This window comes from Allochromatium vinosum DSM 180, from assembly GCF_000025485.1.
Taxonomy (GTDB): Bacteria; Pseudomonadota; Gammaproteobacteria; order Chromatiales; family Chromatiaceae; genus Thermochromatium; species Thermochromatium vinosum.
In genome coordinates this window covers 1,314,389-1,336,981 of record NC_013851.1, presented here as the reverse complement: position 1 = coordinate 1,336,981, position 22,593 = coordinate 1,314,389, and the positions used below count along the sequence as shown (strand labels likewise).

General features: G+C 63.9%; 18 protein-coding genes and 1 pseudogene. 5 read left to right on the top strand and 14 right to left on the bottom strand.

Features of this window, described 5'->3' with window-relative positions; translation table 11 throughout:
* Window positions 1-18: 18 nt before the first annotated feature.
* The 6 genes from ALVIN_RS05720 to ALVIN_RS05695 all read right to left on the bottom strand — a co-directional run bounded on the left by ALVIN_RS05720 (window position 19) and on the right by ALVIN_RS05695 (window position 11,431).
* Window positions 19-8,607: a glycoside hydrolase family 94 protein gene (locus ALVIN_RS05720; RefSeq protein WP_148217571.1), complete on the bottom strand. Its 8,589-nt coding sequence runs from the start codon at window positions 8,605-8,607 to the stop codon at window positions 19-21.
* A gap of 235 nt (window positions 8,608-8,842) precedes the next feature.
* On the bottom strand, window positions 8,843-9,133 hold the full coding sequence (locus ALVIN_RS05715) for a sll1863 family stress response protein (protein WP_012970368.1): 291 nt from the start codon (window positions 9,131-9,133) through the stop codon (window positions 8,843-8,845).
* Between the two features lie 51 nt (window positions 9,134-9,184).
* On the bottom strand, window positions 9,185-9,775 hold the full coding sequence (locus tag ALVIN_RS05710; protein WP_223295271.1) for a carboxypeptidase regulatory-like domain-containing protein: 591 nt from the start codon (window positions 9,773-9,775) through the stop codon (window positions 9,185-9,187).
* Window positions 9,776-9,848: 73 nt separating this feature from the next.
* The gene (locus tag ALVIN_RS05705; protein ID WP_012970366.1) at window positions 9,849-10,922 is read right to left on the bottom strand and encodes a DUF2333 family protein; all 1,074 of its coding nucleotides are present in this window, start codon (window positions 10,920-10,922) and stop codon (window positions 9,849-9,851) included.
* Between the two features lie 59 nt (window positions 10,923-10,981).
* Window positions 10,982-11,200, bottom strand: a complete 219-nt coding sequence (locus ALVIN_RS05700; protein ID WP_012970365.1) for a hypothetical protein — start codon at window positions 11,198-11,200, stop codon at window positions 10,982-10,984.
* A gap of 42 nt (window positions 11,201-11,242) precedes the next feature.
* A complete protein-coding gene (locus tag ALVIN_RS05695; protein ID WP_012970364.1) occupies window positions 11,243-11,431 on the bottom strand; it encodes a Thivi_2564 family membrane protein in 189 nt (62 codons plus the stop codon).
* Window positions 11,432-11,679: 248 nt separating this feature from the next.
* Between ALVIN_RS05695 and ALVIN_RS05690 the strand changes: the two genes are divergently transcribed.
* A complete protein-coding gene (locus ALVIN_RS05690; protein WP_012970363.1) occupies window positions 11,680-12,399 on the top strand; it encodes a Crp/Fnr family transcriptional regulator in 720 nt (239 codons plus the stop codon).
* Window positions 12,400-12,593: 194 nt separating this feature from the next.
* Complete coding sequence (locus tag ALVIN_RS17955; RefSeq protein ID WP_012970362.1) at window positions 12,594-13,367, top strand: Crp/Fnr family transcriptional regulator; 774 nt, start codon at window positions 12,594-12,596, stop codon at window positions 13,365-13,367.
* 10 nt (window positions 13,368-13,377) lie between these two features.
* Here ALVIN_RS17955 and ALVIN_RS05680 read toward each other — a convergent pair.
* Together ALVIN_RS05680 and ALVIN_RS05675 are read right to left on the bottom strand one after the other, a co-directional pair.
* A pseudogene (locus ALVIN_RS05680) lies at window positions 13,378-14,802 on the bottom strand (diguanylate cyclase domain-containing protein); the annotation flags it as partial.
* Between the two features lie 47 nt (window positions 14,803-14,849).
* Window positions 14,850-15,242, bottom strand: coding sequence for a hypothetical protein (locus ALVIN_RS05675; RefSeq protein ID WP_012970360.1), 393 nt, complete (start codon window positions 15,240-15,242; stop codon window positions 14,850-14,852).
* A gap of 87 nt (window positions 15,243-15,329) precedes the next feature.
* Between ALVIN_RS05675 and ALVIN_RS17790 the strand changes: the two genes are divergently transcribed.
* The gene (locus ALVIN_RS17790; protein WP_190275524.1) at window positions 15,330-15,890 is read left to right on the top strand and encodes a hypothetical protein; all 561 of its coding nucleotides are present in this window, start codon (window positions 15,330-15,332) and stop codon (window positions 15,888-15,890) included.
* A gap of 73 nt (window positions 15,891-15,963) precedes the next feature.
* Here the strand turns inward: ALVIN_RS17790 and ALVIN_RS16995 are convergent, their stop codons facing one another.
* The 3 genes from ALVIN_RS16995 to ALVIN_RS05655 all read right to left on the bottom strand — a co-directional run bounded on the left by ALVIN_RS16995 (window position 15,964) and on the right by ALVIN_RS05655 (window position 17,133).
* The gene (locus ALVIN_RS16995) at window positions 15,964-16,128 is read right to left on the bottom strand and encodes a DUF3309 family protein (protein ID WP_407637051.1); all 165 of its coding nucleotides are present in this window, start codon (window positions 16,126-16,128) and stop codon (window positions 15,964-15,966) included.
* 110 nt (window positions 16,129-16,238) lie between these two features.
* Window positions 16,239-16,415, bottom strand: a complete 177-nt coding sequence (locus ALVIN_RS05660; RefSeq protein ID WP_012970358.1) for a CsbD family protein — start codon at window positions 16,413-16,415, stop codon at window positions 16,239-16,241.
* Between the two features lie 157 nt (window positions 16,416-16,572).
* Window positions 16,573-17,133: a lipid-binding SYLF domain-containing protein gene (locus tag ALVIN_RS05655; RefSeq protein ID WP_012970357.1), complete on the bottom strand. Its 561-nt coding sequence runs from the start codon at window positions 17,131-17,133 to the stop codon at window positions 16,573-16,575.
* A 328-nt stretch (window positions 17,134-17,461) separates the two neighbouring features.
* Between ALVIN_RS05655 and ALVIN_RS05650 the strand changes: the two genes are divergently transcribed.
* Together ALVIN_RS05650 and trhA are read left to right on the top strand one after the other, a co-directional pair.
* Window positions 17,462-17,869: a DUF7884 domain-containing protein gene (locus ALVIN_RS05650; protein ID WP_043795538.1), complete on the top strand. Its 408-nt coding sequence runs from the start codon at window positions 17,462-17,464 to the stop codon at window positions 17,867-17,869.
* A 38-nt stretch (window positions 17,870-17,907) separates the two neighbouring features.
* Complete coding sequence (gene trhA / locus ALVIN_RS05645; protein WP_012970355.1) at window positions 17,908-18,561, top strand: PAQR family membrane homeostasis protein TrhA; 654 nt, start codon at window positions 17,908-17,910, stop codon at window positions 18,559-18,561.
* A gap of 52 nt (window positions 18,562-18,613) precedes the next feature.
* Here trhA and ALVIN_RS05640 read toward each other — a convergent pair whose 3' ends face one another.
* The 3 genes from ALVIN_RS05640 to ALVIN_RS05630 all read right to left on the bottom strand — a co-directional run bounded on the left by ALVIN_RS05640 (window position 18,614) and on the right by ALVIN_RS05630 (window position 22,441).
* Window positions 18,614-19,834, bottom strand: a complete 1,221-nt coding sequence (locus tag ALVIN_RS05640) for an RNA-guided endonuclease InsQ/TnpB family protein (protein WP_012970354.1) — start codon at window positions 19,832-19,834, stop codon at window positions 18,614-18,616.
* Window positions 19,835-19,979: 145 nt separating this feature from the next.
* Complete coding sequence (locus ALVIN_RS05635; RefSeq protein WP_223295270.1) at window positions 19,980-20,825, bottom strand: COG3904 family protein; 846 nt, start codon at window positions 20,823-20,825, stop codon at window positions 19,980-19,982.
* Window positions 20,826-20,836: 11 nt separating this feature from the next.
* Window positions 20,837-22,441 (bottom strand): imidazole glycerol phosphate synthase HisHF, encoded by a 1,605-nt coding sequence (locus tag ALVIN_RS05630; protein ID WP_012970352.1) that lies wholly within the window; start codon window positions 22,439-22,441, stop codon window positions 20,837-20,839.
* Window positions 22,442-22,593 lie beyond the last annotated feature (152 nt).

The following is a 22,593-nucleotide window of genomic DNA, read 5'->3' as shown; positions in this document are numbered from 1 at the left end:
TTGTGCGGTTCACTCGGGTCACGATCGATGCATCCGGTCACCGTCGAAGCGCACCTCGACGCTATGCGGCAAGCGGTCGTCGACCAGAGGGATCGACAGATCAGTCTGCCGAACGCCGTCCAGAGTCAACCCTGACCCCGGCCTGACGACGATGTCGTAGCGCGTCTCGCGATAGCGATAGCTCAGTTTGAACCCGTCCCAATGCGCCGGCAGACAGGGCGCGATGGAGAGCCGGTCGGCCTCCAGTCGCAGCCCGAGCAGGGATTCGAGGATCAGTCGATACATCCAGCCCGCCGAGCCGGTGTACCAGGTCCAGCCGCCGCGCCCGACATGCGGCGCGACGCCATAGACGTCCGCCGCAACCACATAGGGTTCGACTTTGTAGGTCGCGATGCCCTCGGGCGAACGGCCATGGTTGATCGGGTTGATCAGGTCGAACAGCTCCCAGGCGCGCGTCCGGTCGCCCAGTCGGGCAAAGGCCATGGTCGCCCAGATCGCGGCATGGGTGTATTGCCCGCCGTTCTCGCGCACGCCGGGGACATAGCCCTTGATATAGCCGGGTTCGAGCGCCGACTGATCGAAGGGTGGGTCCAGGAGCTGGATCAGCCCGGCCTCGCGGCGCACCAGATGCGTATCCAGCGCCTCCATGGCCTGGCGTGCCCGCGCCGGATCGGCGGCCCCCGACAGCACCGACCAGCTCTGGGCGATGGAGTCGATCCGGCACTCGGGACTGGTCGCCGATCCCAGCGGCGTGCCGTCGTCGAAATAGGCGCGCCGGTACCAGTCGCCGTCCCAGCCGTGCTGTTCGAGACTCCGGCGTAACCGCTCCGCTTCCTGTTCGCACTGTTCCGCACATGGCGCATCATCGCGCAGCACCGCCAGCTCGGCGAAACGCTTCAGCACCTCATAGAGGAAGAAGCCGAGCCAGATGCTCTCGCCCCGGCCCTTGATGCCGACCAGATTCATGCCGTCGTTCCAGTCGCCCGAGCCGATCAGCGGCAGACCGCGTTCGCCCATCCGCAGACCATGCCGGATGGCGCGCACGCCGTGCTCGTAGAGGCTTGCCGACTCGTCGCTCTGGCCCGGAAGGTCGTAGTAACCATCGTCCTCGCCCTCGACCAGACGACCATCCAGGAACGGGATCATCTCGTCGAGCACCCCGGTGTCGCCGGTGGCCTGGACATAGCGGCAGATCGCCAGCGGTAGCCAGAGATAGTCGTCCGAGCAGCGTGTGCGAACCCCGCGACCCGAGGGCGGATGCCACCAGTGCTGGACATCGCCTTCGCGGAACTGGCGACCCGCGCACAACAGCAGGTGCTCCCGCATCCGCCCCGGCTCGGCATAGACGAGCGCCATCGCGTCCTGCAATTGATCGCGGAAACCGAAGGCGCCGCCCGACTGATAGTCGCCGCTGCGCGCCCAGAAGCGGCAGGCCAGGGTCTGGTACAGCAGCCAGCCGTTGGCGAGCAGATCGAGCGCCGGGTCCGGGGTCTCGACCTGCACCACGCCCAGGGTCTGCGCCCAGTACTCCTGCACCGCCGTCAGGGCCGCCCGCGCCGCCGCCGCGCCCCGATGACGATGCACCAGATGGCTGGCGTCATCGGCACCGCGTCGACCCACCACGCCGAGCCGGAACACGATCTCGTGCGCCTGACCGGGCGCCAGCTCGACCTGGACCTGAAGCGCGCCGCAGGCATCCAGCGCCGGTCCGACCCGTCCGGACAGTCGCGTGCGCGTCAGGGCGGCCGGCCGGCTCAGGGTGCCGTTGCGCCCGATGAATTCGCTACGGTCGCCGGTAAAGGTGCGGGCCGGGTCGTCCACGTCGAAGAAGGCCAACCGGTCGGCGAACTCGCTGTTGTAGGGATTGCGAGCAAAGAGCGCACCGCTGGCCGGATCGATCTCGGTGATGACATGCAGCGCCGACTTGGGGCGCAGATCCCCGAGCACCCACTCGACATAGCCGGTCGCCGACAGTCGGCGCGGTCGATCCGAGCGATTGTGCAGCTTCAGCACCCAGTACTTGAGCGGCTCATCCAGGGCGACATAGGTCCATAGCTCGGACTCGATACCGGCTTCGCCGTGCTCGAAGACGCTGTAACCGAAGCCGTGCCGGCTGACATAGGGCGTGGTGCCGGCGCTGGGCAGCGGCGTCGGAGACCAGACCTGACCGCTGACCTCGTCGCGCAGATAGAAGGCTTCGCCGTGGACATCGCTCACCGGGTCGTTGTGCCAGGGCGTGAGCCGGAAGCCGTGGGCGTTCTCGCTCCAGGTGTAGGCTCCGCCGCCGGCCGAGACGACCGTGCCGAAACGGGGATTGGCCAGGACGTTCACCCAGGGCGCGGGTGTCGTTTGACCGGGCGTGATGGTGATGACGTACTCGCGCCCGTCGGCGGAAAAGCCGCCCAGACCATTGTCGAAGGCTGGCGCCGGGTTTAACGGCTCGGCGTGCTCGGTCTCCCGTGGTCGGCTGCCGGCGAGCTTCAGGAGCGGCATCCGCGTCGGTCGCGGAACGCGCCGACCCAACTGCTCGGCCAGCGTCCCCTGGCTGTCGCAGAGGATGGCACGCGCCACGGTCTGGAACAGGATGCGATCCTCGTCCGAGATCTGATCGGCCGGGCGGATGAAGATGCCGCCCGGATGGTCGACCACATGCGCTTCGACACCGGCGGCGATCAGACCCAGGATCTGTTCCTGGAGCTGCTGGCGATAACCGGCGCGATCCTCGTTCCAGATCACCAGATCCACGGTGAGTCCCTTGAGCCGCCAGTAGGCATGGGCCTGGACGAGCTGATGCACCAGACCGATGTTGGCGCGGTCGGCGATCTGACAGAGCACGATGGGCACATCGCCCGACACCGCATGACTCCAGAGACCGGACTGACCGCGACGATTCTGCGCCAGCACGCCGGGTTCGGCGCGCAGTGAGGCGTTGGTATAGAGGATCGAGCCGGCCAGCCGTCCGTAGAGCTGCGCGTCGGCCGGGGTCGCATTGAGCTGGCGCAGCACCACCTGGCTGTGGGTCCAGGCGAGATCGAAGACGCGATTGGCGAGGCGCTCGTCCTGGTACTTCTCGACCAGATCCAGCGCCTGTTCGCGGGTCTCGCCGATGCCGTAGATGAGGTCGAGGGTCGCGGTCTGATCCGGCTCCAGGATCAGGCGATGCCGGATTGCCACCATGGGATCCAGCACCGAACCGGCGCGGCCCGAGAGTGCCCCGGCTTCATCGAGCGCCTGGGGGGATGCCGGCGTCCGATCGCGTCCGATGAACTGCATCCGATCCGTTTCGTAGGAGGGTTCGAGTGCCGCGGAATCCATCGGTTCCGGCTCCGAAGCCGGTTCCACGGTGCCGTCATGCCCGCCGCGCACCACCATCAGATGAAACATCCAGGGCGTCGCCTCGCCGCTTGAGCGCGGACGCCGGTTGCACAGGATCGCCGATCGCGGATGCAGGATCTCGGTCTGCATGAACAGATTGCTGAAGGCCGGATGCAGGGTGTCGGCCATCGGCGGGGCCAGGACAACCTCGGTGTAGCTGGTGACTTCGATCACTCGCCGGCGGCGGGAGCGGTTGGTCAGGCGCAACCGTCGCAGTTCCAGATCGTCCTCGGGCGAGACGACGATCTCGGTATAGGACTCGGTCTCGTGATCGCGGCGGCGGAACTCGGCGCGCCCCTCGGAGAAGATCGCCTCGAAATGCTCCGGCATGGTCAGCGTCGGCTGGTAGGCGCTCGACCAGAGGGCGCCGCTCTCCAGATCGCGCAGATAGCAGAAGCTGCCCCAGTGATCGCGGGTGCTGTCTTCGCGCCAGCGGGTGACGGCGAGATCCTTCCAGCGGCTGTAGCCGCCGCCGGCGTTCGTCACCATGACGTGATAGCGGCCGTTCGACAGCAACTGCACCTCGGGATGCGGGGTGTTGGGACTGTCGAGGACGCGGATCGGCGACTCCAGCGGGCTTTCGCTCGCACGTTCGCTGGTGATCTCGCCGTGGGTGTCCGAGAAGAAAGCGGTGGTCTTGGGAATGCGCTCCTGGAGCAGCAGGGCCGTGGCCTGGAACGAGGGGGCCGAGGCGAAGCGCCGCTGCATCGGACGGTCGAGCAACTGATAGGCCAGCGACAGCAGGGTCATGCCCTGGTGATGGGCCATGAAGGAGCGGATCACGGCGCTCGTCTGGCCGCGCGGCAGCCGCGACGGGGTGTAGTCGATGGCTTCGTAGAAACCGAACGGCCCCGCCAGCCCGTCGGCGGCGAGTCGCTGGAGATTCAGACAGGCGTCCTCGGGCGCCACCATGAGCGCCAGCGCCGAAGCATAGGGAGCAACGACCAGATCCTCGGCCAGCCAGCGTTTGAGTCCCAGCCCCGGCACGCCGAAGGCGCGGTACTGATAGTTGAGCTGGGCGTCGAAGCCGTTGTAGCCGGATTCCGAGACACCCCAGGGCACACCGCGCTCCTTGCCGTAGACGATCTGTCGCGCCACGGCGGTGCGATAGGTCCGGTCGAGCAGGGTATTGTCATAGGTCGGCATCACCAGCAGCGGCATCAGATACTCGAACATCGAGCCGCTCCAGGACAGGAGCGTGGCCTCACCGGCGGCGCGGGTCAGCAGACGCCCGAGGGCGAACCAGCTCTCCTGCGGCAGCCGGCCCTGCGCGATGGCGACGAAACAGGCCAGACGTGCCTCGGAGGCCAGCAGATCGTAATAGCTCGCATCGCGCCGTCGCTCGGCGACGTTGTAGCCGATGGCCAGCAGCGACTGCGCTTCGTCGAACAGGAAGTCGTAGTCCATCAGGGCCAGATCGGCGGCGGTGCGCGCCAGTCGCTCGATCAGGGCGATCCGCTCGCGTGCGGGTTGCTCGCCGGCGTCCGTCTCCAGCTCAGCCACTTGACGCAGTGTCAGTGACAGACCGGCCGGCGTGTCCGTGGACCGGGGCGCGAGCACCAGCAGATCATCCAGCAGCGCACGGCATTGGTACGCCAGACGCGGCATCCAGGCTGTCAGCGCCTCCTCGGCTTCAGCTGGTGCCGGCGGTTCAAGCGCGGCGGTCTCGGCCCGGATCGTCAGCGCTCCGAGACAGTCGCGTGCGGCGTTCAGACTGATCGGCGGCGACTGGAGTGCGGAGTTCAGCATCTTCCGGACATCTTCGAGCGCGGCGGGCGCCACGCCTCGACGCTCGGACTCGGAACCGGCCGCGACCGCTTCCTCCAGAACCTGCACGGTATCCTCAAGGCCTTCCAGCCAGCGCGGATTGAGGATCGGGGCGTCGATCAGCGCGCGCAGACCAGGTTCCAGGGTCAGCAGATGACCGGCGAGGTTGCCGCTGTCCACCGACGAGATGTAGTGCGGCGCCAGCGGCGCCAGCGAGCGGGTGTCGTACCAGTTGAAGAAATGACCGCGATGGCGCGCCAGTCCCTCCATGGTGTGCAGCGCGGCCGCCGTGCGTGCGAGCAGTCTGCCCGTGGACAGATAGCCGAAGTCATAGGCGGTCAGATTCGCCAGCAGCGAGAGTCCCATGTTGGTCGGCGAGGTGCGATGCGCCACCACGGCCACCGGATGCTCCTGGACATTGTCCGGCGGCAGCCAGTGATCGTCCGGCCCGACGAAGGTCTCGAAGAAGGCCCAGGTCTTGCGCGCGACCGTGCGGAGAAACCGCGTTTGCTCTGTCGTCAGCCGGGCCTCGCGCCGCACCAGCGGTCGGCTCATCCACCAGGCGATGAGCGGCGCGGCCAGCCAGGGCAGGAGGATCGGCGCTGCGACCAGGAGCGCACTCGGTTCGCGTGCCGCCAGAACCGCGCCCGTGATCAGGGCGAGCGCCGGCGCGATCCACATGAGGCGATAGACATCGGTCAATCGCTGGTCGTGGCGCTCCAGATCGCCCGAGGACGCCCATTCGAGCAGGCCGCGCCGACTGACGCCCATGCGCCACAGGGTACGGATCACGGCATCCAGACTGAAGTAGGCTTCATAGGGCAGACAGGCCAGCGTGAACAGTGCCTGCGTCAACCGCCGGCCGGCATCCTGGATCGCCGCCCGCAGATGAGCCGTCCAGCGCAGATCGCCGGGCTTGCGCAGTGCGCTCAGAATCGCGGTGAGCAGCGACGGAACCAGCAGGATACTCAGCACCGCCAGCGTCCAGAGGCCCGGCTCGGGCAACAGCACCAGACCCAGCACCAGCAGCGCGGTCAGCGCCGCCGGCACCAGACTGCGGCGCAGATTGTCGGCCAGCTTCCAGCGCGACAGGATCGAGAGCGGATTGCGGCGCGGCCGACCGTCACGGCCGGGGACACGCGGCAGCAGCCACTGCGCGATCTGCCAGTCGCCGCGAATCCAGCGATGGCGGCGGCTCACATCCGCGCTGTAGCAGAGCGGATAGTCCTCGTAGAGTTGCACGTCCGAGATCAGCCCCGAGCGCGCATAGCAGCCCTCCAGCAGATCGTGACTGAGGATGCGGTTCTCGGGAAAGAGATCGTCGAGCGCCTGCTCGAAGGCGGCGACCGCATAGATGCCCTTGCCGATGAAGGAGCCTTCCTGGAACCAGTCCTGATAGAGATCCGAAACGGCTCGGGTATAAGGATCGATGCCCGCGTCCTGCCCGTGCAGGCGAGCGAAGCGGGAGCGGTTCGCACCGGGAAGGCTCACCGCCACCCGTGGTTGCAGGATGCCGTAGCCCTCGCTGACGCGCCCGAGTTTCGGGTCGAAGTGCGCCCGGTTCAGCGGGTGCTCCATCGCGCCGACCAGCTCGTGGGCCGCGTCGCGCGGAAGCTGGGTATCGGTATCCAGCGTAATGACATAGCGCACGTTCGTGAGGATACGGGTATCACCGACGATCAGCGAGAAGCGTGCACTGGAGTGCGTCGCCGGTTCCTCGGGGTCTGTGGGATTCGATCCCGAGACGTCATCGACACCGCGCAGCAGGGCATTGAGATCCATCAGCTTGCCGCGCTTGCGCTCATAGCCCATCCAGAGCCCTTCGCCCGGATTCCAGCGACGCGGGCGATGGAACAGGAAGAAGGTCTCGCCGTCCGGACAGGGGTATTTGGCATTCAGCACCGCGATGCCCTGCGCCGCCGACTGCATCAGTTCCGCATCGCCCGGCAGCGTCGGCGTGGGCGCATCACGGAAATCGGTCAGCAGACCAAAGTGCAGACAGGCATCGCGATTGGCCAGGAAGCGCACTTCCAGCGCTTCGATCAGGGTCTCGATCCCGCGCGCACTGCCGAGCATGGTCGGTACGACGACCAGGGTGCGGGCCTCCGGCGGAATGCAGGTGGAGCAGTCCAGACGCGGCAGCGGATAGGGCGTGGCCAGCAGGCTGGCCAGCCAGTTCACCAGCGCGACCGCCAGTTGACTGGTGCCGAGCATCGCCAGGATCGCAAGTGGCGGCAGCAGCCAGCCCGGAAGCCCGTCGGCCTGCGCCAGCAGCCCCCAGGAAAAGCCGGCCGTGAGTAAAACGATCCCGCCGAGATAGAGCACCAGCGGCGAGCGGAGGCCCAGCCGTTTCAGTGATTCCAGGCCATAAAACCGCGCGCCCACCCGCTGTTCGAGCTGGGGCCGTCCACGATCGATCAGGTAATAGCCGACATGCGCCGCGCGCCCATCCGCTTCGCGTGAGGCCGCACCGGACTGCGCCAATCCGATCGCCTCACGCGCGACCTCGGTTTCGGACAATCGGCTGTGCTTGGCGATGGTCTCGACCACATGCCGATAGCGATCACGGGTGGCGAAATCCATGCGGGCATAGAGTCCGCCCGGATCATCGTTCAGGGTACACTCGACCAGGCTCATGGTCTCGACGAACGCGCGCCAGTCCATGGCCCCGAGAAATCTGAGACTGCCGATGCTGTTGCTGATCGACACCTGATCGGCGGCCTGCTGCTGGATCTCGACGTGCACCAGGTGCTCGATCGTCAGCGCCGACTCGGCGAGCTGCTGTTCGATCCAGGTCAGCGGCAGCGCCAGCGCGGCACTCTGCCCCTGAAGCCGGCGCGCCAGCTCGGCGACGAAGGCGCCCGACAGCGGCGGATTCGAGCGCGCCATGTCCGCGATCACCAGGATCAGATTCTTAGGATCGCTCTCGGCCATCGCCAGCATCCGATCGGCCCAGCCATCGGCCAGATCCTGGTCGACCCGACCGGCGGCGAGGCGGACCGCCACGCGGCGGAGATTCTCGATCAGCGCCAGTCGCAGCATGATCGGAAACGCCCAGAGCTCGCCGAGCCGCAGCACGGTCACGCGCTGATAGGCCGCGACGAAGCGGCGGATGTTCTCGGGATCGACCCGGCCATCGCCGTGTGCGATGACCTCCAGCGCCAGGTCATACACGCGCGGCAGGGCCGCCGAGGGGCCATCGCGCAGACGCGGCAGCTCGCGGCTGTAGCCCTTGGGCAGGTGCCGCCGGGCGGTGCGGATCTGCTCCTCGATCAGATAGAAGTTGTCGAGCAGCCATTCCCCGGCCGGGGCGATCCGGCGGCTCTCGGTCACGGCCGCCATGAGCCGCCGGCAGACCTCGGTCAGGATCTTTTCGTTGGCGTTCAGACGTGCCACGAGGCGATCCGGCGGATGCCCGCGCATCAGGACGTGCGAGGCCGCGAGCACCTGGCCGTGCTGCTCCATCTGGGCCGCGCTGAACAACTCCAGTCGCAACGGCGACTCGCTATCGATGGATGGACTGGTCCGGCGGCGACCGGGGAGTCGTCCCAGCAGATTGACCAGGATCTCAGGTATCGCCGGAGTGCGGATGTTCAAATGCGGAGACTCCCTCTCGAAACGAGACCCTCTCCGGACCCGATGTCCGGAGAGGTATTCGGGACGTGCGGTCTGCCGTCAGGCCGTTTGGCCTGCACGTCGGCTATTTGAAATGGGCCGTGAACGCCTGATACGAATCCTTGAAAGCCTCCCAGACATTGTCCGTTTCCAGCTTGACCTGTTCCCAGGTGCTCTCGGTGGCCGCACGCATCTCCGCCAGCTTCTTCTCGCCTTCCGCACGCCTGGTATGCAGCGCGGCGAGATGCTCTTCATACTCCACTCTGGCATCCTCCTTGATTTTATGTCCCTTTTTCTCCAGGTCAGCGATATGCTCGCTCCATTCGTCGAGCTGTTTCTTCATGGCGGCGATATATTCATCTCTTGACTTCGACATGACGTTCTCCTGTTATGGGTCATTCACCAGGCGGATTGCCGGAATACAACACTATTTGGTCCAGTAGAAATCCAGCCTGGACCGACCGGAGCCATCGATATTCACCGCTTTGCGCTGAGTCTGGCCTTCACCTCGATGGCCGGTGGGGATGACTTCCACGGTATAGCGGCCGCGCGGGAGTTGCGCGTAGAACCAGGGGCCTTTCGAGAGAACCGTCAGCAGCGGGGTATCATGCGTGTCCAGAATTTTTACCTGCACCGCCGAGAGATACTCACCGCTACCCTGGGTCGCGAACATCAGATGCAGATTGAATTCACTGGCCAAGGCATCGAGTTCGCGGCGCTCGCTTTCACCTACACCGCCCGAGACATAACGAATGCCGCCATCATTTTTGATTTCCGATGAGCGCGTGTCCAATGGCGGCACGTTCGGGCTAATGGTCGTATCTGTGGATTGCATCAGCGGATTCACCTCTTCGGCTGGGCGAATGGCCCATTCCTTCGATGTTTCGGCCATCTGCATCACCGCGTCACCGGCGGGTATCAGTCGTGTCGGCACCTCATATTGCGTCTGCGCACCGGCCAGCGCCTGAATTCCGGCTGTCAGGGTCAGTCCCATGGCCATCAAAACCGCCTGCTGCATGATCCTCATATCGATGTCCTCTGGATTGGATTCGTTGATTCATGCTCGCGCTGTCCTGGGGGGGCGCCCCGGTTCAGCCCTTCTGTAACAGGCTGCGCAAATCGGTGATCGCGGCATTGACCCGTGAGATATAGGAGGCACTCACCAGTGAGTGATTCGAAATCGGCCCGTATCCGGTGCCGTTGAGAATCAACGGACTCCAGATGAAGTTCTGGGTGTTTTTCAGTTCACGGGTGATCTGTTGCAACGAGACCTCGGCATTCTTGTCCTTGAGCACGGGAGCGAAATCGATCTCCATCGCCTGCAGAATGTGCAGCAAGGCCCAGGTATAGCCGCGTGCCTCGAAAAAGATGTCGTCGATCTTGATCCAGGGCGTCTTGGTCTGTGTCTGGGCGGGAGCCGGCGTCGACTGGCGGGCGTTCGGATCACCGGCCAAAGCGGTATCGAGACGGATCTGACCGACGGCATAAGACAGACGCTGCGCCAGACTTCCGAGGCGTTTCTCGACCACTTCGAGATAGGTGGTCAGATTGTCGGCACGGGCAAAGAACTGGGCATGCACGGTGCCCGCGTCTGAGAGTCCCTGGTTGTAACGGTAGAGCGCGTCGATGCCGCGGCGGTATTCCGATTCGGTGGAGGGCAGAATCCAGGAGTCCGATTGATAGTTGGACTGGGGTTGCGCGATCTCCAGATCTTTGTTTTCGACCGACTGGGACTGGGCGCGACTGAAGTCGTTGCGCATAGCGTTTGTCAGATCGCGCCATGCAGTCAGTGCACCGAATTCCCAGTTTGGAATGTTGTCTAGGAGCCTGCCGGGCGGGCTGATATCGTTGCTCAGATAGCCGCCTGGTTTGTCGAGCAGGGTCTCGCCAATGCGGATGGCCGTGGCCGTGGTGGCCATTCCGGTCACCAGTTTGGTTTCATCGTGACCGACCAGAGACAGCGCCTGTTCGTGCACATCATAGAGTCCGGGTGAGCGCGACCAATAGAGGCTCAGGATGACGATGAAAATCAGATAGGTGGTCAGAAACAGTCCGCCAGTCCACCAGATTCCTTTGGCCTTCCAGGTACTGGGATGATAGTAGGCGGCGACCTGGGTCAATTTCCGGGTCAGAACCTCCATTTTCGACGATGTATCAGCATTCATGGCAGTCTCCTTGGCCCTTACAGAGGAGGGCGTGATGGTTCCCGGCAGCGCGGCAACACTTAGCCCTTCCTGGGCACGGCCAGCAGCAGTGCGCCGAGTGCGATGGCCGCCAAACCGGCCCACACTGGGATACCGACCCACTGGCGGTCAGTCACCGTGAGTTCGAGCGGCCCTAAATTGGCTTGCTGAGACGCTTTCGTATAATTGAAACCGCCATACGCCAAGCCCAGTCCGCCGGCAATGATAAAGGCGATCGCGGTAATCTTGATGGCATTCATTTTCATGTCCTCTCAAATCGAAAATCAGCGTTTGCCAAGCGATTAACCGACCCGCATGCCGGTCAGTGAAGGCATGAGTCCAAAGACCGAAAGCAGCCAGAGGATCACAGCAATCACGACGACAACATTCAATATCCTTTTGATTTTTCCGTCCATGGGGATGTAGTTGTTGACCAACCACAGGATCAATCCAACGACGACCAGTGTGATGACTAATGTAATGAGCGGCATGGCGTTTCTCCTTTCGGAAGCATGGGAGGTATGTGCCAGGGTAGTCCCGGCCCTGACGGGCGTCTGTTCGCTAGCACACATAGAAAAGCGTTTTGGGCGCGCCATGCGCGGTCATGCCCGCATCGACTGTGTGCGCTATGTTTGCCGGCGCACAGACCGGAGCGGTGACTTCGCGTATTCATCATCCATCGCGGTCGGCCTGTTCCGTCCGTTCTTCGCCACACACCGGGTTACCGAGGAACATGCGCGTGCCATCTGAATCCGCGAAGAACACCGTCCCGACGGTCAATCGTCTCCTGGCCGCGCTGCCCGATCAGGACCGGCGGCTGATCGAGGCCAATGGCGATTCCGTCCAACTGCTCCGGGGTACGGTGATCAGCGAACCGGGCGATCGGCTGCGTGAGGTCTATTTCCCCACGGACAGCGTGCTGTCCCTGATGACCCCGCCCGCCGATCACGCCGGACTCGAGGTTCGTCTGGTCGGGAATGAAGGCATGATCGGGACGCCGCTCATCCTGGGGGTCGAGGTGACGCTGCTGCACACCGTCGTGCAGGCGGCGGGGCCGGCGTGGCGGATGAGCCGCGAGCAATTCGGCGAGGCGCTGCTCCGGAGCGACGCCCTTCACACGCTGCTCGACCGCTATCTCGAAGTGCTGATGAACCAGGGCGATCTGCTGGTCGTCTGCACCCGCTTCCACTTGGTGGAGGCGCGCCTCGCCCGCTGGCTGTTGATGACCCAGGATCGGATACACGGCGACCGCTTCCATGTCACGCACGAAGGTCTGGCCCTACTGCTGGGGGTGCGTCGTGTCGGGATCACCAAGGCGGCGACCGCACTGCAGGAGCGCAAGCTGATTCACTATCGTCGTGGGGAGATCACCGTGCTCGACCGCATGGGTTTGAAAGCCGCCGCCTGCGGCTGTTACGGGAGGGCGGAGACCATGTATGACCGGCTCCTCGGTCGTTGAGCACCGCGATCACCAGGGTCGTGTCCGAGCCTGTCGCGACCTGACGGACGCTGGCCGACTGCTGGGCGAATCGTTGCCGAAACGACTACACTGGCTCTGTACGCCAGCGGACGAAAGCCGTCTCGACAGCGCGCTGTCGCCACGGCTGAAGTCTGCGGGGTCCGACTCCGGCCGGTCCGTCTTGGAGACAACGTATGCCCATCAGGCCCAACCCGCCGCCCCCGAACCCGCGACAGAACCAATTGCTCGCCGCCCTGCGTGACGCTGAATTCGAGCGTCTGAGCACGGAGCTGGAACTGGTCCCGCTACCCCTCGGAATGGCGCTGTACGAGCCCGGCGTGGAACTGAACCATGTCTATTTCCCCACCAACGCCATCGTCTCGCTGCTGTACGTCATGGAGAATGGCGCCTCGGCTGAGATCGCCGTGGTGGGCAACGAAGGCATCGTCGGCATCGCCCTCTTCATGGGGGGCGGCGCCGTGCCGAATCGGGCCGTGGTGCAGAGCGCCGGTCAGGCCTATCGCCTGAAGGGTCGCGCGCTCAAACAGGAATGCGCACGCTCCGGGGGGCGTCGCTGCGGCACCCTGCAACCGCTGCTGCTGCGCTACACGATGGCGCTGCTGGCCCAGATGTCGCAGACCGCCGTCTGCAATCGCCATCACACGGTGGACCAGCAGCTCTGCCGCTGGCTGCTGCTCAGTCTCGACCGCCTGCCCGCCAACGAGCTGCACATGACCCAGGAGCTGATCGCCAACATGCTGGGGGTGCGGCGTGAGGGCGTGACCGAGGCGGCCGGAAAATTGCAGAGCGCCGGCTTGATCCGCTACAGCCGGGGGCACATCACCGTGGTGGACCGGCCGGGTCTGGAGGCTCGGGTGTGCGAGTGCTACGAGGTGGTGCGGAAAGAATTCTACCGCCTGCTCCCCGAGTTGAGTCCTCGGTCGAGAAGTGATAGCCACCAGGGCTGATCCGCTTGGCTTGATAGAGGGCGAGATCCGCGCGCCGGATCAGTTCCTCGATGGTCTGGCCGTCCTGTGGGAACAGGCTGATGCCGATGCTGGAGAGACAGTGCAGTTCCAGTCCATCGAGCCGGTACGCCGGCGTCAGCACCTCGATGGCGTTGCGCGCCGCGAGCGCGGCGTCGGCGGCGTCCCCGATGTTCGCCAGGACGACGATGAACTCATCGCCGCCGAGCCGGGCGACCAGATCCTCCTCGCGAAAAGCCGCTCGCAGCCGACGCGCGACCGCTCGCAACAGGTGGTCGCCCACCAGATGGCCATGGGTGTCGTTGACCGCCTTGAAGCGGTCCAGGTCGCAAAACAGGACGGCCAGTCCGCCACCGGAGCGCCGCGCGCTCGCCAGCATGTGATTGGCCAGCTGATCGAGCAAGGCCCGGCTGGGCAGGCCGGTCAGGTGGTCGTGCTGCGCCAGATGGACCGCCTGATCGGCGGATAGCTTGCTCTGAGTGACATCCTGGTGCACCAGCAGCACACGCTCCAGCGGACCGTCCGCCGTCGGAAGCGCCGTCAGGCGGGCCATGAACCAGCGATAGCCCCCATCCTTGCAGCGCAGTCGGTATTGGATCTCGCTGAGCGTCTTCGGTGTCTCGACGAAGCGGCTCAGATGGTCGAGGATCCGCTCCCGATCCTCGGGGTGCAGTAATCTGGCCCATTCCTTGAGCCGCAACGGCAATTCGCCCAGGGCATAGCCGGTCTGCCGCCACCATTCGGGGGCAAAGAACACCTCTTCGGTATTGGGATCCCATTCCCAGAAGGTCAATTCGCCGATTTCAGCCACCAGATGCAGCCGCGATTGGGCCTCGCTGAGTTCCTGCTCGCTGCGTTTGCGTGCATCGATGTCGATCAGGACGATCCGGTAGGGTGGTGTGTCACTCGCCGTCGCGGGGACAAGGCCGGCCTCCAGCCGGACCCAGACCGGACGCGCCTCGGCGCGCCGCAGGCGCAGTTCGCAGGACTGTGGCTCGCCGGCGGACCCGAGCTGGTGGCGGAAGTGGTAATAGATGTCCTGATCGTCGGGGACGATGACCTGGGTCAGTGGCGTGTCGATCAGGGCCTCACGCGAGTCGTCCAGGAGTCTGGCGGCGGCGAGGTTGACCTCCTGGATCAGTCCCGCCTCGTTCAGAGTCAGATACCCGACCGGAGCCAGGTCGTAGAGGTCGAAATAGCGCGTTCGCGAACGCTCCAGCGCCTCCTGGGTGCAGCGCAACTCCTCGTTCTGCAGCTCCAGCTCGATCTGATGCACGCGCAGTTCGTGGATCAGTCGTTTGGCCGGCTCGGGCACATCGTCCCCCGGCAGAGGCTCCTCGGTCGCGAGTCGTGACTCGGCCCGTCGGCGCAGATCGCTCGTCGGCGGCTCCGGGTCGTCGTGGTTCCAGTCATCCATCCGGTTGGTCATCGACACTCCTGTCTTTTTGATGGTGGATAAGCGGCTTATCGGGTGCCATCGAGATCAGACGCGGCATCCCCGACGTGTGCGGCCAATGCTTCCAGAAAACCCAAAACCTCTTGTCGCAGTGACTGATGAGCATACCGCATCTCGATCAATGACGCCTGCAGGATGGTCCCCAGGTATGGCTCACGGCGGATCGCCGCGCGCAGATGGTCCATGCCGATCGCACTGCTCTGATATTCCTCACACAGGCCCAATAGGCGCAACGCCTGCTCCGACCAATTCACGTCCGGCTCTGTCCCGGACCTGCCGAGGCGTGGAACGACCTTTGCACGAGTCCGGATCATCCGGGAGACCGTGCCCGCATGGGCAGACCAGAAACGTCGACGGTGAGCCGCGTCGTCAGTAAAGCCGGTCGTGGTTGGTTGTGTCATCGCCGCATCCACCTGGTTTTTGATGAATGAGAACCTCAGCCGACGCAGAACGCCCGGAACGCGACGAAACCGCGTCGGCCGCGATCTTTGTCAATCGTCGTCGGAATCCATGCGATCCCTGATGTTCGCCCGCTGCTCATCGGTCAGGATCGCTTCGATGCCCTCACGCAGTTGAGTCCGTGTCAATTCCGGATTCGCCCGCTGTTTATCAAACAAATCCTTGATCTTGGTCACCTGGTCATCGGTGAGATCGAGCCGGTCGGTCATCCGGTCCAGATCGCGTTTCATGCGCTTCTGGATCATGTCCTCGCGTTTGGCCCGCTGTACGTCAGTCAGCACGGCATCGATCTGTTTGCTGGTCTCGACACGCTGCTGAGCGCGCCGGGCCTGTTCAGCGGCCATGATCTTGCGAATCTCCGTTTGCTGCGCCTCGGTCAGATCGAGATCCTTGTCCATCCGCTCGATGTATCGCTCGACACGCTGAGCGGGATCCGGATACCAGCCATCATCGGAACCGGCCGACGCCGTGTTGATTCCCGTGAGCGATGCGCCGAGGATCAGACCGGCAGCGGTGATTCCAGAAATCCCATTGCGAATGCGATCATGATTCATGAGAATGTTTCCCTTGACGGTGTTATGGATGGTTGATTCAGTTGGCCTCTGAACCGATGGCGGTGTTTCAGCGGAGATCGTTCATAAACCGCCTGAAGGTCTGAAATTGTTACAAGCGGCCAAGCAGGAAGAGAACCAACACAATGATCAGAATGGTTCCGATCACGCCGCTTGGCGCATAACCCCAGCCACGACTATGTGGCCAGGTTGGAAGCGCGCCCAACAGCAACAGGATGAGAAGGACGAGTAGAACGGTGCCCAGTGAAATAGTCATAACGGCACTTCCGTTGAAGTGATCGAAGGGGTCGAACAGCTTGGGACAAGTGGCTGCCATACGGCAGCCGACTTGCCCAAGCTATCAGCGCAGATCCGCGACCCGATGGATCAGCCGGCGTCCTTGACCTCTTCTTTCAGATCGCCGACACCCGCCCGAACCTTACCGGCATCTTTTTGAGTCTTGCCCTTGATCTCCAGCGATTCATTGCCGACCGCCTTGCCGGCGACTTCCTTGACCTTGCCCTTCGCTTCTTCGTAGCGGCCTTTGACTTGATCTTTGTTCATGAGAGGCTCCTGATCAGTGAATTGATTCTGCCTTGAGCGCGGAACGACTGTTCCCATCGCCCAGGCGGCATACTGGACCTGTTGCCAAACACCGTCGGTACGGTCTCGCACATAAGCGGAGGCATTCTTCATCCGTGCGATACCGTACCCTTTCAGATCAACGCTTGATCGGCGTGATCTTCGTCCCTTCGATACTGAGACTGGCCATGAGTCCCTTCTGGTCGAAAATGAAGGCATAGGCATCGTCCTTCAGTGTCGACGATGACAGATTCCTGGCCAGGCCCTCATCCACGACGACGACGGTTGGCCCGACACCGATTTCCCATCCTTCCGACTTGTCGAGATAACTCATGGCTTTGTTGTTCATGAGAAAGACGACATAGCTATAGGACTGGGCACCGGCCTGCCAGCCCCAGGAGGCGGACACGGAATTGTAATAGCCGACGAGTTTGTTACCCTTCCTCAGAACACCCTCGCCATAGCTACCGCCGAAGACCAGCCCGGCCTTGACCACGTTTGGAAACATCAGAATCGCCGTCGCGTTCTGGCCGATCGTCTTGGCCGCCGGATTGCTGTTGTACAGGAGCTGCAACGCCTGCGCGGCGTCTCGATCCAGATCTTCCGCCGTCGCGGCGAATACCTGTGCGCCAATGACGAGCAGCGATAAGGCCGCCGCGACGGCGAGGATGGGCTTCAGCAGTTTTCGTGGATGGTTCATAGGCCTTTCCTTCCAGTGGTGTTGGAATCGATGGCGTGACAAGGGTTTCAGGGCCGATACGGGTGGCTGTCGCGCCGGTCTGTCTCATCGGAAACGCGCGTGAATATCCGAGTGACGCTGAACAGGGTAGGCGGATTAAATAGATTCCTTCCGTTCGGTAGCGCACATAGACCGATGCCTTGTCTCTCTGTGCGATACCGTACAGAAGGTGCCGACGGTTTCCTTCAAACTATCCTTAATTGGTGGACGCACGATCGGTATATTTGACGGTGGTCTGCCGGCGTTGGCGACTGACAGCGGGCGGCCCGGTTATCGGGAGGCAGGCGCGATGAATAAGACGACTGTGGCTTCTCAGGCATTGACCCGAGACAGACTGTATCAGCGGATTCAGACCCATGTATTCGGCGACCGGTTCAACATCCCCCTGGAGATTCGGTTGTGGGGTGGTCGCCTCTATCGCTTTGGCCCTGCCGGCGATGATGAACCGGCCGTCAGGGTCTTGGTGAAGGATCGAAAGGGGTTGAACGCTCTGCGCCGACTCGACGAACTGCGCATCTGCGAGGCCTATATGAACGGAAGCCTGGACGTACTGGGCGACATGCTCGCGTTCGCCAGTCTCCGCCCCGGCTTGCATGACCACCATCCGCTGTACGATCTGTGGCAGCGGATCGCCCCCCCGACTCGTCGGGCGGATATCGCCTTCCGCGTGGTTCTGGAACGACCTCTGGATGCCTGAAAGGAACGGGCGGCACCAAGACGTCGATGGAGGCCGATATGCAGCCAACCGAACGCTTCAATAGTACGAGTCACTTGATCGGCGCCGCTCTGGCCCTTGTCGGCGGCCTCGTGCTGGTCAGGCTGGCCGTGCAGACGGGCGATGGCCGGGCGATCGTGAGCACCGGCATCTACGTCTTCACGCTCTTTCTGCTCTTTCTGATCTCCACCCTCTATCACAGCCTGAGCGGCCGATCGAAACAGATCTTCCGGGTGCTGGACCATCAGGCCATCTATCTGCTGATCGCCGGAACCTATACGCCCTTCACGCTCGTCGGACTCAAGGGCACCTTGGGCTGGGCGATGTTCGGGACCATCTGGGGGCTGGCGCTCTTCGGGATCGTCTTCGACGCGCTCTCGCGTCAGGGACCACGCATCATCCCCGTACTCATCTATCTACTGATGGGATGGCTGTGCGTATTCGCCCTCCCGCCGGTGCTCGCCGCCTTGCCTCCGGATGTCTTCCACTGGCTACTCGTGGGCGGCCTTTTCTATACGGCGGGGATCCTCTTCTACGTCCTCGACCACTGGTACCCCGCGTGTCATGGTGTCTGGCATCTCTTCGTGCTGGCGGGCAGCACGAGTCACTACGGCGCGATCCTGCTCTTGCTTGCCGCCAGTCCGCGCAACATGGATGCCTGCGTTGGTTCCTGACCGGGATGATTGACATCCTCCCCCGCCTGAAGGCGGGGGATTCCTACGGCGCTCAAACGCGGCATTGAGCCGTGCCGGAGTCGCTTCGGTGGGTTCCTGCTGCTGGCGGCCTGACTGCACCGCTCACTTCACAGGCGAACCGGGCGTGTCCCGCCCTTAAAACGTTGATCGCGCCGACCACGTCGGCGTGTTCCTCGAAACCACATGCCACACAGGCGAACCGGGCTTGCGTCCGGCGGTTGTCGGCCGACACATGACCACAACACGGGCAGGTGCGGCTGGTGTTGCGTGGTGGCACGGCGATGAGCCGGCCGCCCTTCCACGCCAGCTTGTAGTCCAACTGGCGGCGGAACTCGAACCAGCCTTGGTCGAGGATGGACTTGTTCAGGCCAGACTTGGCCCGAACGTTCTTGCCCGGCTGCTCGGTTGTCCCTGTCGCCGACTTGGACATGTTCCGTACCGGCAAGTCCTCGATACACACCATCGCGTGGTTTTGGCTGATCGTGGTCGAGGTCTTGTGCAGGTAGTCGCGGCGGGCATTACCAATCCGGGAATGAATCTTCTGGACGCGGGCTTTGGCCTTCTTCCAATTGCGGCTGAACTTCACCTTGCGGCTCAGTGCCTGCTGCGCCTGGCGCAAGGTCGTTTCATGGCGCTTGAAGCTGTTGAGCGGTGCGTAGAACGTGCCGTCGGAGAGCGTGGCGAAGCGGACGATACCCAGGTCGAGGCCGACGGCGCCGCCGTTCGGGATGGGCGGATCGACCGCGCGCTCCGTCTGAATCGACACGAACCACTGGCCACCCGACCGGCTCACGGTGACGTTCTTCACCGCACCGAGCACGTCCCGACTGTGGCGGTAGCGCAGCCAGCCGAGCTTGGGAAGGAACAGGCGACTGTTGGCCTGATCGAGTTTGATCTGCTTGGGGTCGGGGTAGCGGAAACTGTCGCCTTGCCCTTTCTTCTTGAAGCGGGGAAACGCCGCCCGCTGGGCGAAGAAGTTGGCATAGGCCCGCTCCAAGTCCTTGAGCGTCTGTTGCAGCGGATGAACCGGCGCCTCGGCCAGCCAGGCCGTCTCCGGGCGGTTGCGCCAGTCGGTGAGGCACCGGCACAGCCCCGCGTAACCGAGCTTCGGCTCGCCGTGCTCATAACGCGCCTGCTGCAACGCCAGCGCCCGGTTGTAGACAAACCGGCACGATCCGGCGAAGCGGCGCAACTGCCGCTCCTGCTGACCCGTGGGCCGGAGTGCGTACTTGTAGGCTTGAAGGCGTTGCATGGCTCGATCATACCTGAAACCCCAGGACGGCTACGCCCTCCGCGCTATCCTTCCACGCCCTGAAGGGCGGGGCTTGTCGCGCACTGGGTCAATCGGGCGGATCAGGCCGTGCCATGCGTTCACGCTTATGAGCGGTTCCATTCCCCTATTGCTCGAATCCTTCCACGATGCCGGTGATGAGCTGGGCGCCCAGAGCCTCAGAGAGCGAAATGATGAGAACGCGATTGTTGGGCACGGTCGCGGCGGCGATGGCGACATCGGCGTCGACGCCCATCTCGCGCAGATAGAGGAAGGCATCGGCGACATAGAGCTGACCGCCTTCATGACTGCTGTAGCGCTGCGGAACCTTGCTCTGATGGACACCGATCCGCGCGCCCTGGGTGGCGTAGCGCTCGACCCCGCCGGCCAGTACATCGATACAGGCCGAGGCACAGTAGTCGTCGACGGCGGTACGCAGGCCGTTGGCGCGCAGATAACGCCCGAGTTTGCGCGCTTCGTCGACCGAGCCGCCGGGGCTGTTGATGACCAGCCCGATCGCTTTGCGCAGACGCAGCTCGGTGATGGTGCGCTGGGCGAACCCAGACGTGATCTCCACGCCATCGATGTGCAGCCAGGCGGTGCGCAGCGTGCCATCCGGCTCGAAACGCACCAGCGCAGGCGCCGTGCCGGTCAATTCGGCCAGCCGGTCGCAGGATTCCATGGCGTGCGCGATCAGATCGGATGGACGCGGCTCGTAGTCCTTGACCAGGCGATTGGCGCGCTCGACGATGGCGGTGATCGATAGGTGGTATTGATCAGCGGCTATGATGACGGTGGCGTCCGTGGCCGCCACGTCGTTGGTCTGCCCCACACGCAACAGATGGCAGGACGCGATGGTCGTCAGCAGCGTATCCCGGTCGAGAGGTGTCGAGACATCGGGCCGCTCGCTGGGGACGCAGCCACTCAGCGCCAGCCCTGTCAGGACGATCGCAACCAGCCATCTGACCGGCATCGCCATGTCCATCAGCTCCGAATCTCGATCCCCTGCTCGCGCAGATAGGACTTCACCGCCTGGATCGGCACTTCGCGGCGGTGGAAGATACCGGCCGCCAGCGCCGCCTCGACGCCGGTCGCGGCGAAGACCTCGGCGAAATGCTCGACACAGCCGGCGCCGCTGGAGGCGATGACAGGAATGCCGACAGCCGCGCGGACCTGACCGATCAGCTCCAGATCGAAACCGGCGCCGGTGCCGTCGCGGTCGATGGAATTGAGCAGAATCTCGCCGGCGCCCAGATCCTCGCAGGCGCGCGCCAGCTCGACCACGTCGACGTCGCGTCCCTCGCGTCCGCCCTTGACCGTGCACTGGAACCAGCAATAGCGCTCGCCCTTGGGTCCGGGCGCAGCCGTCTCCACGACGGTGTGACGGGTGGCCTCGGGCGAGTCGACATAGACGCGGCGCGGATCGATGGAGATGACCACCGCCTGATTGCCGTAGACGGCGGCGATCTGCTCGATGGCGGTCGACCCGTCTTTCACACCGCCGCGTTCCAGATAGGCTTCCACGGCCGCGACCGCGTCCGAGCCGATCGAGACCTTGTCGGCTCCGGAGCGGAAATATTCGTGCGCCACGTCGAGCGCCGAGTAATGACGTCCGTCGGCATCGGTGAAGGCGCGGATGCCGCCGCCGATGGTCAGCGGCACGAAGACGCGCTCCGAGGCACGTTTGAGCACTTCCAGCATCGGCTGATCGGCGAGCGGGAAATCGCGGAAGGCGGTGATGTTGAGGAAGGTGACTTCGTCGGCACCCTCGTCGAAATAGCGCGCGGCCAGTTCGACCGGCTTGCCCAGGTTGCGCACGTCGCGATCGCCGGACTTCTCGCGCACATCGTACTGATCGCCCTTGGTGACGACCAGATCGCCCTGATCGTTGGCGCGCACGTCGAGACAGGCGACGATTCGCTTGGCGAAGCGTGTCGGTTCGCTGCCGGTGCGGGGGACCGCGATCGAGGAGCCACCCGCTTCGTCTGCGGCGAGGAAGTTGCGCAGCAGTGCCAGCCCCGCCGCCCCGCTCTTCTCCGGATGGAACTGAACCGCCGCCACGGCGCCGCGCTGCACCGCGCTCAGGAACGGCTGGCCATAGTCGGTGATCGCGAGCTGCCAGTCGGCGTTCTCCGCGCTCGGCACCGCGTGATAGGAGTGGACGAAGTAGAACTTCTCATCCGCGTAATGCGCGAACAGCGGCGAGGGACGTTCCAGGCGCACCGAGTTCCAGCCCATGTGCGGCACCGACAGCCCCTGACCGGCGAAGCGGCGGATCTGGCCGGGGATGATGCCCAGACCGGGAACGCCCGGCGACTCCTCGCTGCCCTCGAACAGGGTCTGGAGACCGACGCAGATGGCCAGGAAGGGGCGGTCGGCGGCCAGATACTCCTTGAGCGGCTCGACATACCCCAAGCGGTGCAGGCGCTCCATGGCGGCGCCAAAGGCGCCGACCCCGGGAAAGATCAGGCGCTCGGCTTTGAGGATATCCTCGGGGCGCTCGATCTCGGTGAGTTCGAAGCCAAGCGCGTGTATGGCGTTGCGCAGACTGCGGACATTGCCCGCGCCATAGTCCAGGAGCGAAATCATAGTCAATGGAATCCGGGGAAGCGGTTATGGAATTCGAGCATCGATCGACGGGATCGAACGGATGGGACTATTCTAACCCCCTGGCGGTGATTTATGGGCGGAAGCCGTGTGAAGCCATGGTGCGGGACAGCACGTGACACCGGCGACCAGGC